The 12,586-nt window shown below is 62.1% G+C and carries 14 protein-coding genes; 7 read left to right on the top strand and 7 right to left on the bottom strand.

From position 1 onward, the window contains the following. Positions 1 to 83: 83 nt before the first annotated feature. A complete protein-coding gene (locus tag AB4Y87_RS10105; RefSeq protein ID WP_442004210.1) occupies positions 84 to 1,022 on the top strand; it encodes a phosphoglycerate dehydrogenase in 939 nt (312 codons plus the stop codon). Positions 1,023 to 1,107: 85 nt separating this feature from the next. On the opposite strand, the gene AB4Y87_RS10100 is transcribed toward AB4Y87_RS10105, so the two are convergent. Both AB4Y87_RS10100 and AB4Y87_RS10095 read right to left on the bottom strand, forming a co-directional pair. Further along, positions 1,108 to 1,398 (bottom strand): DUF1540 domain-containing protein, encoded by a 291-nt coding sequence (locus tag AB4Y87_RS10100; protein ID WP_089593595.1) that lies wholly within the window; start codon positions 1,396 to 1,398, stop codon positions 1,108 to 1,110. 125 nt (positions 1,399 to 1,523) lie between these two features. Further along, positions 1,524 to 1,709 carry a hypothetical protein gene (locus AB4Y87_RS10095; RefSeq protein ID WP_442004209.1) on the bottom strand — a complete coding sequence of 62 codons (186 nt, stop codon included), beginning with the start codon at positions 1,707 to 1,709 and terminating at the stop codon, positions 1,524 to 1,526. A gap of 272 nt (positions 1,710 to 1,981) precedes the next feature. On the opposite strand from AB4Y87_RS10095, the gene purS reads away from it, so the two are divergent. Genes purS through purL form a run of 3 tightly spaced genes read left to right on the top strand, consistent with a single transcriptional unit; the run spans position 1,982 to position 5,314 of the window. Then, positions 1,982 to 2,233, top strand: coding sequence for a phosphoribosylformylglycinamidine synthase subunit PurS (gene purS / locus AB4Y87_RS10090; RefSeq protein ID WP_011773385.1), 252 nt, complete (start codon positions 1,982 to 1,984; stop codon positions 2,231 to 2,233). Position 2,234: 1 nt separating this feature from the next. After that, positions 2,235 to 3,008 carry a phosphoribosylformylglycinamidine synthase subunit PurQ gene (gene purQ / locus AB4Y87_RS10085; RefSeq protein WP_442004208.1) on the top strand — a complete coding sequence of 258 codons (774 nt, stop codon included), beginning with the start codon at positions 2,235 to 2,237 and terminating at the stop codon, positions 3,006 to 3,008. Continuing rightward, positions 3,005 to 5,314, top strand: coding sequence for a phosphoribosylformylglycinamidine synthase subunit PurL (purL, locus tag AB4Y87_RS10080; RefSeq protein WP_442004207.1), 2,310 nt, complete (start codon positions 3,005 to 3,007; stop codon positions 5,312 to 5,314). The genes purQ and purL overlap by 4 nt, the downstream gene beginning before the upstream one ends. An 84-nt stretch (positions 5,315 to 5,398) precedes the next feature. Here the strand turns inward: purL and AB4Y87_RS10075 are convergent, their stop codons facing one another. Genes AB4Y87_RS10075 through AB4Y87_RS10060 form a run of 4 tightly spaced genes read right to left on the bottom strand, consistent with a single transcriptional unit; the run spans position 5,399 to position 9,027 of the window. Then, positions 5,399 to 6,883: a putative bifunctional diguanylate cyclase/phosphodiesterase gene (locus AB4Y87_RS10075; RefSeq protein ID WP_442004206.1), complete on the bottom strand. Its 1,485-nt coding sequence runs from the start codon at positions 6,881 to 6,883 to the stop codon at positions 5,399 to 5,401. Next, on the bottom strand, positions 6,880 to 7,383 hold the full coding sequence (locus AB4Y87_RS10070; protein ID WP_442004205.1) for a hypothetical protein: 504 nt from the start codon (positions 7,381 to 7,383) through the stop codon (positions 6,880 to 6,882). Before AB4Y87_RS10070 ends, AB4Y87_RS10075 begins: the two co-directional genes overlap by 4 nt. After that, positions 7,380 to 8,558, bottom strand: a complete 1,179-nt coding sequence (locus AB4Y87_RS10065) for a diguanylate cyclase (RefSeq protein ID WP_442004204.1) — start codon at positions 8,556 to 8,558, stop codon at positions 7,380 to 7,382. Before AB4Y87_RS10065 ends, AB4Y87_RS10070 begins: the two co-directional genes overlap by 4 nt. A 34-nt stretch (positions 8,559 to 8,592) precedes the next feature. After that, positions 8,593 to 9,027, bottom strand: a complete 435-nt coding sequence (locus AB4Y87_RS10060) for a SipW-dependent-type signal peptide-containing protein (protein WP_442004203.1) — start codon at positions 9,025 to 9,027, stop codon at positions 8,593 to 8,595. Between the two features lie 129 nt (positions 9,028 to 9,156). On the opposite strand from AB4Y87_RS10060, the gene AB4Y87_RS10055 reads away from it, so the two are divergent. Further along, positions 9,157 to 9,450, top strand: coding sequence for a DUF503 domain-containing protein (locus AB4Y87_RS10055; protein WP_442004202.1), 294 nt, complete (start codon positions 9,157 to 9,159; stop codon positions 9,448 to 9,450). Between the two features lie 51 nt (positions 9,451 to 9,501). Here AB4Y87_RS10055 and AB4Y87_RS10050 read toward each other — a convergent pair whose 3' ends face one another. Further along, on the bottom strand, positions 9,502 to 10,143 hold the full coding sequence (locus AB4Y87_RS10050; RefSeq protein WP_442004201.1) for a GntR family transcriptional regulator: 642 nt from the start codon (positions 10,141 to 10,143) through the stop codon (positions 9,502 to 9,504). Positions 10,144 to 10,347: 204 nt separating this feature from the next. Here AB4Y87_RS10050 and AB4Y87_RS10045 point away from each other — a divergent pair, with 204 nt between their 5' ends. Together AB4Y87_RS10045 and AB4Y87_RS10040 are read left to right on the top strand one after the other, a co-directional pair. Further along, positions 10,348 to 11,691, top strand: coding sequence for an MFS transporter (locus AB4Y87_RS10045; protein ID WP_442004200.1), 1,344 nt, complete (start codon positions 10,348 to 10,350; stop codon positions 11,689 to 11,691). Between the two features lie 90 nt (positions 11,692 to 11,781). Then, a complete protein-coding gene (locus AB4Y87_RS10040) occupies positions 11,782 to 12,576 on the top strand; it encodes a carbon-nitrogen family hydrolase (RefSeq protein ID WP_442004199.1) in 795 nt (264 codons plus the stop codon). Positions 12,577 to 12,586: the final 10 nt, after the last annotated feature.

Below are 12,586 nucleotides of genomic sequence, written 5' to 3'. Positions count from 1 at the left end.
GATGAAGTTGGAGCCGCGCCTTCGCGAGGAGAAACGCTAACCTCGTGCACATACCGGGAAACCTTTTCAACGATGGAGTTGCAGTGAAAATCCTTGTCCCCCACACCATCGCCCTGGATCTCTCTGGCTCAGGCGAGGACGTGTTCGTTTACCAGGCGGATGAACCTGTTCCGGACGAGCACGTTGACGCGGAGGTCCTCGTGGCATGGCAGAACACCTCGGAGAATCTGGCCGATGCCGCCCGAAGGATGAGCCGGCCCAAACTCGTACAGACCTTGGCAGCCGGACCCGATTCCGTGCTGGCGGCAGGATTTGCGGCCAGCGTGTTTATCGCCTCGGGTCGCTCACTTCACGATGGCCCAGTGGCCGAGCATGCCTTGGCTCTCACGCTCGCCGCCGTGCGGCGGCTGGACCTTCTTTTCGAATCCCAAAAGGCAGCCTCGTGGGACCACGCCTACAATGCCGCGCAGGCCAGTGCAGAAACGGAACAGCTTTACACGCTCGACGGCGCGAATGTCACCATTTGGGGGTTCGGCTCCATCGCGGGTCGACTCGCTCCCATGCTCGCCGCACTGGGGGCAAACGTCACCGGGGTAGCCAGCTCACGGGGAGAGCGCTATGGCTTTCCAGTCGCTGCGGCGGACGAACTTCCCGAAATACTGCGAACCACGGATGTGCTGATATCGATACTCCCCGCAACCCCCGAGACCACCGACGCCCTTAATGACGAGCTCTTGCGTGCACTTCCAGAGACCGCAATTTTCGTCAACGTAGGCCGCGGGGCAACCGTTGATGAAGACGCACTGGTTGCCGCCTTGGACGAGGGTCGCCTGCGCGCCGCTGCCTTGGACGTCACCAAAGAAGAGCCTCTGCCTGCGGACTCCAAACTCTGGTCGGCGCCAAATGTCATCATCACCCCGCACGTGGCGGGAAACCGCCCCAAAGGTTCAGCCAAGCTTGTCCTTGCCAACATCTCAGCCCTCCGGGAAGGCCGGGCATTGACCAACCAGGTTTCCAGCTAGAGCGAAGCCAAGCGGCGCGAGCCAAGAAGGCGCGAAAAAGTGGGCCCGTCCGGGAGGACGGACCCACTTTCGTGAAAGATAAGAGTCAGGCGTGCTCGTAGGTCAGGCAGTCTGCAGCCTCGCGGCCAGGGCCAACCTTGACGTCATGGGCCTCGCACATGAGGTTGTTGTTGTGAACGCATTCGGACCGCTGGCACGCACCTACGTGGGCAAGGACCTTGGGAAGGCCGCCCATTGCGTTGGTGTCGATGAACGTGGCGCAGGAAGCGTGGTCCTGGGACCCACCAATGGTGATTCCAAAGGCAGTACATCCATCGTGGTTGAAGCCGCAGCTGCCAACGCTACAGGCGGATACTTCGGCAATGTGTTCGGTCATTGTTCCTCCTGGTTGGACCTGGATTTAACGAAGGGCCTGGACCCTGCGTGTAGTCCCTAAACTACGCCGCCTTTGCCGGATTTAACCCGAAGGAATAGCGCATTTGGACGTGCGCTAATACCCCGTTATTTGCCTGGCGTTCGGAGCGCGTGACTGATCTTCTCGCGCGTTTCCTTATCCACAGGGGCTGTCACGTGGTGTTCCCTCGCCGCCCTGTCAGCCTTGATTTTTTGGATGACCATTCGTCCCAGACCCGCAAAAACAGCTGCGGCTACGACGCCCAGCACCATCGACCTCGGTTTCTCCGCCATGCCACAATCCTAGTGACGGGCGCCACGCCCGGCGAGTGCCGCCGTCGGGCTTTCATTGCCCCGAATTTAGTGGGGATCGGCGGGGGGTCCTCGCGGAATCCGGCTGAATAGGGTATGCGCTCCGGTCCCGGTAAGATAGGGGTGCAAGCTCGCGGAGCGCCCCCACGCTGTAGAAACACAGTGCTGTAGAAACCCAGTTGAACGGCGTGAGACGGCAACCTCCGCGGCAGCCTTATTTAAGGTTCACCCAACTCACGCACAGGAGTTACCGGATGCCCCGGATCGTCGTTGACGTCATGCCCAAGCCCGAGATTCTGGACCCCCAGGGGAAAGCCATCGTGGGTGCATTGCCCCGCCTCGGCTTCAACAGCTTCAGCGCAGTCCGTCAGGGCAAGCGTTTCGAACTGACGGTTGACGGCGAGGTGACCGACGCTATCCTGGCCCAGGCCCGTGAGGCCGCAGAGACCCTCCTGTCCAACCCGGTGATCGAGGATGTTGTCAACGTCGAGGTCGTCGAGGCCTGATATGACATCGATCCCCCTGATTGGCGAGGCCGTGGCCGTCGCCGCTGAGCCCCGCTTGGCCGGTGCCAAAATCGGCGTCGTGACCTTCCCCGGCACCCTTGACGACCGCGACGCCGCCCGTGCAGTGCGGCTGGCAGGCGCCACGGCGGTGCCGCTCTGGCACGCAGATACCGAACTCGGAGATGTTGACGCAGTCATCATCCCCGGTGGTTTCTCCTACGGTGACTACCTGCGTGCCGGCGCTATTTCGCGTTTTGCGCCGCTGATGACCAAGATCATCGACGCTGCCAACTCCGAGGCGAAGCTCCCCGTGCTGGGTATTTGCAACGGTTTCCAGATCCTGACGGAATCGCACCTACTGCCGGGTTCCATGATCAAGAACGACCACCTGAAGTTCATTTGCCGGGACCAGGTCCTGCGCGTGGAGAACGCCAACACTGCCTGGACCCTGGACTACCAGAACGGCCAGGAAATCACTGTGCCGCTGAAGAACCAGGACGGCCAGTACATCGCTGACGAGAAGACCCTGGACGCCCTTGAGGCTGAGGGCCGCGTGGTGTTCCGCTACGTGGGCTTCAACCCGAATGGCTCCCGCCGCGACATCGCCGGCATCTCGAACGCCGCGGGCAACGTGGTTGGCCTCATGCCGCACCCGGAGCACGCGGTTGAGGTCGGTTTCGGACCGGAATCGCTCGATGGAATCGGCGGCTCCGACACCGACGGCCTGGGTTTCTTCACCTCCGTTTTGAACAAGATTGTGGGAGGCGACAAGTGACCACGGAAACCACCAAGAAGTTCAACATCGATACTGTTGAGCACGCTGCCAAGACCCCGGACACGGAACTCCCGTGGGCCGAGCTCGGCTTGAAGCAGAACGAGTTCGACGAAATCGTCAAGGTCCTGGGCCGCCGCCCCACCGGCGCCGAGCTGGCCATGTACTCCGTCATGTGGAGCGAGCACTGCTCCTACAAGTCCTCCAAGAACCACCTCCGCCAGTTCGGCGAGAAGGTCACCGAGGAAATGAAGAAGGACATGCTGGTGGGCATCGGCGAGAACGCCGGCGTCACCAACCTTGGCGACGGCTGGGCCGTGACGTTCAAGATCGAGTCCCACAACTCGCCGTCGTTCGTTGAGCCTTACCAGGGTGCCGCTACCGGCATCGGTGGCATCGTCCGCGACATCATCTCCATGGGCGCACGACCGGTTGCCGTGATGGACCCGCTGCGCTTCGGCGCGATCGACCACCCGGACACTGCCCGCGTCATGCACGGTGCCGTTGCCGGTATCGGTGGCTACGGCAACTGCCTCGGCTTGCCGAACATCGGTGGCGAAATGGTCTTCGACTCCGTCTACCAGGGCAACCCACTGGTGAACGCACTCGCCGTAGGCGTCATGCGCCACGAGGACATCCGCCTGGCAAACGCCTCCGGCAAGGGCAACAAGGTTGTCCTGTTCGGTGCGCGCACCGGTGGCGACGGCATCGGCGGCGCTTCGGTGCTGGCCTCGGAGTCCTTCGATGACACCAAGCCCTCCAAGCGCCCCGCCGTCCAGGTGGGCGACCCCTTCGCTGAGAAGGTCCTCATTGAGTGCTGCCTCGAGCTCTTCAAGGGCTCGCTGGTTGAAGGCATCCAGGACCTCGGCGCTGCTGGTATTTCCTGCGCCACGTCCGAGCTCGCCTCCAATGGCGACGGCGGCATGGAGGTCGAACTGACCTCCGTCCTGCTGCGCGATCCCACGCTGACCCCGGGCGAGATCCTCATGTCCGAGTCGCAGGAACGCATGATGGCCGTGGTCACCCCGGAGAACATCGAAGCTTTCGAAGCTGTGATGGACAAGTGGGCCGTGGAGTACTCCTGGTTGGGTGAGGTCACCGATACCGGTCGCCTCATCATCACCTGGGAAGGCGACGTAATCGTCGACGTCGATCCCCGCACCGTTGCGCACGACGGCCCGGTGTACGACCGCCCGTTTGCACGCCCGGAATGGCAGGACTCGGTCCAGGCGAACTCCTTCACTGGTTCCGTTGAGGACGCCGACCGTCCTTCCGCTCCGTCGGAACTGGCAGCAGCCGTTACTGAACTGGTCGCTTCGCCGAACATGTGCAGCAAGGACTGGATCACCAACCAGTACGATCGCTACGTCGGCGGCAACACTGCCATGGCCTACCCCGATGACTCCGGTGTGGTCCGCGTTGACGAGGAAACCGGCCTGGGCGTTGCCCTGGCTACCGACGCCAACGGCCGTTACACCTACCTTGAGCCGTACCAGGGTGCACAGCTTGCATTGGCCGAGGCCTACCGCAACGTTGCTACCTCTGGCGCTGTTCCGATGGCCGTCAGCGACTGCCTGAACTTCGGTTCGCCCGAGGACCCGGACGTCATGTGGCAGCTGGCCGAAGCCATCCGTGGCCTCTCGGATGCTTGCATGGAACTGGGCATTCCCGTCACCGGCGGCAACGTCTCCCTGTACAACCAGACCGGCACCACGCCGATCCACCCCTCCCCTGTGGTGGCAGTCCTGGGCAAGCTCGACGACGTCGCCCGCCGCACGCCGTCGGGCTGGCGCGAGGACGGCCAGGCGATCTACCTGCTGGGCACCACTGCAGCAGAACTGGATGGTTCGGAATGGTCCAACCTGCGTGGACACCTCGGTGGCCTGCCGCCGAAGGTCGACCTCGCAGCCGAGCGTGCATTGGGCGAAATCCTGATCAACGCTTCCCGTGACGGCATGGTTGACGCAGCACACGACCTCTCCGAAGGCGGCCTTGCAGCTGCATTGGTTGAGTCGTCACTGCGCTACGGCGTCGGTGCCCGCATCGCCCTTGAGGAACTCATGGAGCGCGACGGCGTGGACTTGTTCACCGCACTGTTCTCCGAGTCCCAGGCCCGGGCAATCGTTTCGGTCCCGCGCTCCGAGGAAGTCCGTTTCAAGGACATGTGCACCGCCCGCGGCTTCGCCCACCTCCGGATCGGAGTTGTCGATGCTGCCAGTGCGAAGCTGGAGATCAACGGCGTGGACGAACTGTCCTTGGACGCTCTCCGCGAAGCACACGAGGCCACCTTGCCGAAGTACTTCGGCTAGTCCTCCCCGCTTAAAGCAACGCGGGGTCACTTAAGGCCCATAAATCCCCTCGGGATGGGCCATAAGTGACCCCGCGTTGCTCTTTTAAGCGGGCCAAGTCTGTTGCCGGGAGAGCTGGTCCGTGAATTCCGGTCCGGGAAGAGGGCGTCCGAAGTAATAGCCCTGTCCACTCGTGCACCCGATGCTCCGCAGCGCTTCGGCCTGTTCCGCCGTTTCGATCCCCTCCCAGATACCCTTCAGTCCACACGAGCGGATAACCTGTTGGATCGCGGCGAGGAAGCCCAGCTGCGTACTGTCCTTGCTCAGTTCCTGGACGAACTGCCGGTCCACTTTCACACAGTCCACGGGGAGTTTTCGCAGGTATCCCATGGACGAGTAGCCTGTGCCGAAGTCGTCGATCTCCAGCCCGACGCCCAAGCGGTGCAGGCTCGCCAAGGTGTAACGGTCCAGCTCGTCGTTCTGGATGATGGCACTCTCCGTGAGTTCCAGAACCAGTGATTCCGGCGGCAGTCCCGTTTTGGCCAATGCGTCCCGCACGTCGTCCACGAACTCCAGACTTTGCAGATCTGCAGCAGAGACATTGATTCGCATCGTGAAATCGTGTTGGGCCGTGACAGAGTTCTCCCGCCACTGGCGCAGTTGCTCCACGGCCGCTCGCAGGACCCAGCGGCCCAACTCGGCGATCAAGCCTGTGGCCTCTGCAACGGGAATGAAGTGATCCGGCATGATGAGTCCACGCACAGGGTGGTTCCAGCGGACCAAGGCCTCGCTGCCCTCAATCCGGCCGGTAGCCAGGTCAACGATCGGCTGGTAGAAGAGGGCCAACTGATCCGAGCGGATGGCTTCCCGCAGCTCCCCCACGATCTGGCGCTGGAGTTGCCGGGCATGAAGCGTGGAGGGATCGAACAACTTGAGCTTGTTCCGGCCCTCGCTCTTGGACTCCTCCATCGCCATATCGGCCTCCTGGAGAAGGTCCTCGACGCTATGGTGCGGCTCGGCAATCCGAAGGCCCATGCTGGCACCACAGCGGACACTGCTGTTCCCGAGGTCGATGTTGGGTTCCAGCGCCGCAAGGATACGGTTTCCGACGGCGGCCGCCCGGTTTTGCGGTGTGGCGGGCAACAGCACGGCGAATTCGTCGCCGCCAAGGCGGGTAACGACGTCGTTCTCCCTCACCGCCGAGCGGATCCGCATCCCGACAATGACCAGTATCTGGTCCGCCGACGCGTAGCCGGCGGACTTCTTGAGTCCCTTGAAGCCATCCAGGGTGAGGAGGAGGAGTGCGGCTGGGAGGGCGCCGCGCGCAGCAGCCTCCTGCGCTTCAATGAAGGCATCCACCAAAGCCAGTCGGTTGCCGAGCCCGGTGAGGGCATCCGTGAAGACTTCCCGCCGCTGTTCGTGGCGTGCTTGGTGAAGCTCCTCCATCAACGCGGTGATATGCCGCTCCAGTTTTCCGATCCGAGCGTCAATGTCAGAGGGAAAGGCGCGGCTGGGCTGGATTCGGCTGGGCTGTGTCCGGCTGGGTGGTGTCCCGCTGGGTGGTGTTCCGCTGGGCTGGGCCCCGCTCACGACGCTTCCATGCGCCGCAGGGTATTGTCCGCTACCGCACTGGGTTTGGCGACAGGATTGCGGCGTTCGTCGAGGAAAAGGCGGTACGAGGCGACATCGAGCCTGCCGTCTCCTTCAATCGGAGTCCCGGCGCGGTACACGTGGGTAATCCAGGACCCGCCCAGGATGGCTTCGATCCACGCATCACATTCAGCCAAGGGAAGGGGTACACGTGTTCCGGTGTTCCGCCGATGCCCGGCGATGGAGACCGTAATGCAACTGCCCAGGAGTCCCTTATCGGCGGTGAACCATGCAAGACCCTCGACATCGGCCACAATGGTCAGGTTTGCGCTGTCATCACCTACGGACTGGACGGGTTGCATGCGCACGGAACGCCGGGCCACATTCAAGGCTGCTGGTGTTCCAGCCTGGTACGGAGCACTGGTGATGTCTTGACGGAAGGCACTCAGTTCCTGGTTGTGCTGGATCTGGATGCGGGTGGTGAGTTCATTGATTGTCATGATCGTGCCTCGTCAGCGATAGTGGCCGCCTGGAGGCGGTCGGCTCCTACAATCCGGTTTCTTCCCTGTGCTTTGGCGCTGTACAGGGCTGCGTCTGCCACCTCGATCATCGAAATGAGGTCTGGGACAGCGTGGGTGCTTGCCGTAACTCCGTAACTGATGGTGGGGAAGGAGACGCCCTCTGGAACCTCAGTGGAAGCCATGCGGCGGCTGATCTCGGTCGCGATGCTTTGGGCCCGCTCCTGCGTGGCTCCGGGCAGGAAGAGAACAAATTCTTCCCCACCGTACCTGCCAATGAGATCTGTAGACCTGACCGAGGACGTGCAGGCTTCGGCGAAAGCCTTCAAAGCGACGTCCCCTGCGCGGTGCCCGTGGGCGTCGTTGACCAGCTTGAAGTGGTCCAAATCAGCCAGGACAACTGCAGCACCGGACTCGTCGGCCCGCAATCGTTTGAGTTCCGTAGATGCCAGGTCCAGGAAGGCTCCCCGGTTGAGGAGACCTGTCAGATGGTCCCTGGTGGCCCGTTCCTTCAGGCCCTTGATCAGTTGGTCACTGCTTAACGTGGTCATGCTGAAAGACACCGTCACCAGCAGCACCAAGGACACCAGGCCGGAAGGCGCGGGACCAAAATACGCCCGGAATGTTGCGCCGCCGGGGCCTTCCAATGCGTAAACTACCCAACGGCCCAGGTAGTAGATCGCCAGGAGTCCCGCAGCCAGGGAAAGGGCTTTGTGCACTTGCGAGTGGGTCGCCTTGATGAACCACAAGTCACGGGCCGCCAATGCGATGCCAAGGGTCATCATGGCCAGGTACACGAAGCCGCCGGACCACACATTGGAGCCGGGACTTTCCAGGACGGAAGCGACCGCCGTGATGACAGGAGCAACGGCGAGCTGCCATGGTGCCGCTTTAAGGTCCCGCAGAGTACGGGCGCCGGCCCAAACGCTGAACGCTCCGGCCACCACCAGGACGTTGCCGAAAGGGTTGGCCCAGTGCTGCGCGGGTGTGCCGTTCAGGAGGAACGCCGTGTTTCCCAGCATGAACTGCAGCAACGCCAGGCTCCACCAGCCCGCGTACGGTGACCTCGTGCGGCGGTACGAGGCGAGGAACAACGCAAAGAGCGTCAACGTGACCACTCCGAGGGCAATCCTCACCGAAAACGAGTCGAGCACCATTGTTCGCTCCTGCCGATTGGTCCCACGCCAATTTCTAACATGTCAGGGTTCCTGTCAAAGCGGAGCCTCTCCACATGTTGGCCGTGCCGGGAACCTTGTAATACCCGCGGATCTCATAGGTCCAGGTACCCACGGGCTGATTTCCTGACTTGTAGGACTTTCCGGCATTTTTGCCCAGGTCGCCGGTGAATGCCAACGTGCCGGACGGGTTGTATAAGTCGATCTCGTGATAGTTCGCGCCGGAAACTTCCGAGAAGGAATTCACATCCACGGCAACCTTGGCACCATTCGCCGAACACGTCATTATCACGTCGGCACTCGCAGGGGCAAGGAGACGCATGGCCGAGTACTGCGGGGTGGCATTCCCGGTGTCAGAGAAAGCGGCAAGTGCGGCGGCCGGTCCGGCCATCATGGAAACAGCGCCGGCGGTTACGCCCGCGAGTGCGCGCCAGGTATGGTTCTTGCTCATGCCGCCCGCCCCCTTAGCTGCTTCTGGCCTTGCTGTGGTTCCAGTCTGACCGCGCTGGATCAACCCCGGTGCGACATTTCCTCAAGATTGGCTCAGGATTGGGGGCCGGAGACGTGCTCATAATGAACCATGTGGATCGGTTGGATTGAATTCGATGTGCTCCTGGGCGATGTCCATAGCCTGAAGGAGAAACGCTCGCTCGTGCGGCCCGTCATTGCCGAACTCAAACGCCGCTTCGAGGTGTCCGCAGCCGAGACCGGAATGCAGGACCAATATCGCCGGACCTTGTTGGGTGCGGCACTGGTGGCGCCTGACCGCGCGCACCTCAAGGAAGTGCTCGACGCCGTTGAACGGTTCGTTGCCGCCCGGCCCGAGCTTGAGCTGCTCAGCGCAAGGCAACGCGAGCTGCACAGCGAAGATTAGGTACAGCGAAGACTAGGCACAGCGAAGACTAGGCGTACTCCAGCCCGAGGGTTAGTAGCCGATGACCGCCAGCCGCGTTGAGTCCAGGTGGGCATCGATCGCTTGGTGCGCAGCGTCCAGGCTCCGGCTTCGAAGGGCATCGACAATCAGCTGATGCTCGCGCAGCACGTCCCCCGCACGGTCTGTCCCCTGCGTGACAGCACGGACACCAATCCTGAGTTGCCGCTGCCGAAGGGAAGCGTAGAAATCGGCCAGGATTGGATTTCCTCCCGCACGGACCATGAGCGTGTGGAATTCGGTGTCCAGCTCAATGAACCGGGCGGGGTCGTCCTTGGCTTCGTGCTGCTGGTCGATGATGCGCTGGAACGCGTCAATCTGCCCATCCGGCATGCTGTCCAGTGCTGAGACGGCCCACTTCTCCACCACAGAGCGGGCCTGCAGGATGGCTCGGACATCGGGGTCCGAGATTGGCGGAACGTAAGCGCCTTTGTGTGGGATCCGCTTGACGAAACCCTCGGCTTCGAGGCGCAACAATGCCTCACGGACTGGTGTGCGCGACGTACCGGTGGACTTGGCGAGGACCGCCTCGTTGAGGAAGGTCTCCTCGTCCCGCGGCAGGGCAGCGATATAGCTTTTCATCCACTGATAGGCCACTTCGGGCTGGGATTGAGCAGTGGGAGTCATCTGGATCATGAAGAGCCTTTCTCGCGAAGCCCAGTATACGAGTTGCATTCAGGACGGACCCGGACACGCACGAAAAACTTCTTCGTTAGATGTAGACTGGTTGTATACAACTAGTCTACAGTGTTGTTCAGTGACTCCGCTCACGCATTTGGAACCCCTCAATTTCTTGGGATCGCCTCACCGAAGCCTCCCAACCGCAAAAGGATCCCCACCATGACCGATTTGAAGAAAGCAGAACTGAGGCAGCAGAAGCATTCCAGCCTGCCGGTTGTCGCTGCATCGAGACTTGCCGGCACGGCCGTCGAATGGTACGACTTCTTTCTCTACGGCACCGCTGCCGCATTGGTTTTCAACAAGCTCTTTTTCCCAACCTCTGACCCGCTTGTGGGCACCATGCTGGCCCTCGGAACATTTGCCGCTGGCTTCCTTGCCCGCCCCCTGGGCGCCATCGTCCTGGGACATCTGGGCGATAAGCATGGCCGTCGCGCCACCCTGGTGGCCAGCCTCATGCTCATGGGCGTAGCCACCACGCTTATTGCATTTATCCCTTCCTATGCAGCCATCGGCATTGCAGCACCTTTGCTGCTCTTGCTGCTGCGCCTGATCCAGGGATTCGCACTGGGTGGCGAATGGGGCGGGGCCGTTCTCCTCGTCTCGGAGCACAGCAATGACAGTGCACGGCGGGCGTTCTGGGCATCCTGGCCCAACATCGGTCCGCCGCTGGGCAACCTCATGGCCGCAGGTGTGCTGGCAATCCTCGCCGCGACCATGCCCGAAAGTGAATTCCTTGCCTGGGGCTGGCGTCTCGCCTTMGGGCTGTCCGCCCTCCTGGTGATCATCGGCCTCGTCCTGCGTCTCTACGTTCAGGAGACTCCCCTGTTCAAGGAAGCACAGCTGAAGCGCGAGGCCGAAGCCATCAAGGAACGGAAATTGCCCCTGGCCATTCTGTTCCGCCGCAACTGGCGCCAACTGCTCATCGCCACCGGCAGCCGCATGGGTGAGAACGCAGGATTCTACATTTACTCGCTGTTCATCATCACCTACGTCACCCAGATCATGGGCTTGCAACGGCAGACCGGCCTCACCGCCGTCATGATCGGCCAGGGCGTCGCCGTCGTCGCTATTCCCATCCTGGCGCTCTACGCGGACAAGGTGGGCCGGAAGCCGATCATGATCGGCGCTTCTATCGCCACCGTCATCTGGGCGTTCGCGTTCTTCGCCCTGCTGAACACTGGCCAGGTGTGGGGCATCATTGCCGCCGCCGTCGGTGGCCTGTTGATCTTCGCCGCCTACAGCTCCGTGATCGGTGCGTTCTTCTCCGAGCTCTTCCCCACGGATGTCCGGTACAGCGGCACCTCGGTTGCGTACAACCTCGCCTCGCTGATCGCCGGTTCGCTATCGCCCATCATCGCCCTGGCTCTCTACAGCGCCTTCGGCACCGGCTACGCAATCGGCATCTACCTTGCAGCGATGGGCCTGATCTCCATGGTCTCGGTCATGTTCGCCAAGGAGACCAAGGGCCTGCGGCTCAGCGACCTGGACGAACCCGCCAAGTAAGCACCCGCGAGATGGCACTTCACACCCATATTTGCCCCAAACATGGGCGCGAAGTGCCATCTCGGCACCACTGAAAGTAAGGAAACAACCATGAAAGTCGCACTCGTCCAGGTGGCCAGCCCGGATTCGGAAACCCGTGGTCAGCGGATAGATCGCGTTGAAGCGATTCTTCGCGGCATCGAGGGTGCCGAACTGATCGTCCTCCCCGAACTGTGGAGCGCCGGATACTTCCACTTCGATGAGTACCAGGCCCTGGCCGAGACCCTCGCTGGCCCCACGGTCTCCATGTGCTCACGGGTGGCGGCAGAGCTTGGTGTGTACCTTCACGTCGGGAGCATCATCGAGGCCGGCGAGGACGGACGCCTCAGCAACACGTCCATCCTGCTGGGACCGGACGGGAAAATCCTGCACACGTACCGGAAGATCCACGTCTTTGGTTACAAGTCCAAGGAAGCCAGCCTCCTGACGGCGGGATCCTCCCTACCGGTGGTGGAGTTGCCGTTCGGAGCAACGGCCGGGATCACCTGCTATGACCTCCGGTTCCCGGGATTGTGGATGGAGCTGAGCACGCGGGGCGCAGAAATCGTCATCGTCCCGGCAGCCTGGCCCGCAGCGCGTCGCGAACACTGGCGGCTGCTCACAACTGCCCGGGCACTGGAGCACCAGATCTTCGTGATTGCCTGCAACGCCGCAGGCACTCAGGAAGGCGTGGAGCTCGGAGGACACAGCCGGGTGGTGGACCCGGCCGGCAACGTACTCGCCGAAGCCGGCGCCGGGGAATCGGTGCTCATTGTGGACATCGATCCCGACCGGGTCAAGGCAGTACGCACCGAATTCCCCGTCATTGACGATCGGCTCGCGGCCTACGACGCACTCGCCGTTTGAGGAATCCGAC

Source organism: Paenarthrobacter sp. RAF54_2 (genome assembly GCF_052113945.1).
Classification (GTDB): Bacteria; Actinomycetota; Actinomycetes; order Actinomycetales; family Micrococcaceae; genus Arthrobacter.
Note: the sequence above shows the minus strand (reverse complement) of the source record. Positions and strands in the feature narration are given on the sequence as shown.

What these genes read in the sequence shown, in the direction of transcription:
- AB4Y87_RS10050 (WP_442004201.1), bottom strand. Translation starts at nt 10,143, where the DNA reads ATGATCCAGATGACTCCCACTGCTCAATCCCAGCCCGAAGTGGCCTAT.
- AB4Y87_RS10095 (WP_442004209.1), bottom strand. Translation starts at nt 1,709, where the DNA reads ATGGCGGAGAAACCGAGGTCGATGGTGCTGGGCGTCGTAGCCGCAGCT.
- AB4Y87_RS10100 (WP_089593595.1), bottom strand. Translation starts at nt 1,398, where the DNA reads ATGACCGAACACATTGCCGAAGTATCCGCCTGTAGCGTTGGCAGCTGC.
- AB4Y87_RS10065 (WP_442004204.1), bottom strand. Translation starts at nt 8,558, where the DNA reads ATGGTGCTCGACTCGTTTTCGGTGAGGATTGCCCTCGGAGTGGTCACG.
- AB4Y87_RS10060 (WP_442004203.1), bottom strand. Translation starts at nt 9,027, where the DNA reads ATGAGCAAGAACCATACCTGGCGCGCACTCGCGGGCGTAACCGCCGGC.
- purQ (WP_442004208.1), top strand. Translation starts at nt 2,235, where the DNA reads ATGACATCGATCCCCCTGATTGGCGAGGCCGTGGCCGTCGCCGCTGAG.
- AB4Y87_RS10070 (WP_442004205.1), bottom strand. Translation starts at nt 7,383, where the DNA reads ATGACAATCAATGAACTCACCACCCGCATCCAGATCCAGCACAACCAG.
- purS (WP_011773385.1), top strand. Translation starts at nt 1,982, where the DNA reads ATGCCCCGGATCGTCGTTGACGTCATGCCCAAGCCCGAGATTCTGGAC.
- AB4Y87_RS10055 (WP_442004202.1), top strand. Translation starts at nt 9,157, where the DNA reads ATGTGGATCGGTTGGATTGAATTCGATGTGCTCCTGGGCGATGTCCAT.
- AB4Y87_RS10040 (WP_442004199.1), top strand. Translation starts at nt 11,782, where the DNA reads ATGAAAGTCGCACTCGTCCAGGTGGCCAGCCCGGATTCGGAAACCCGT.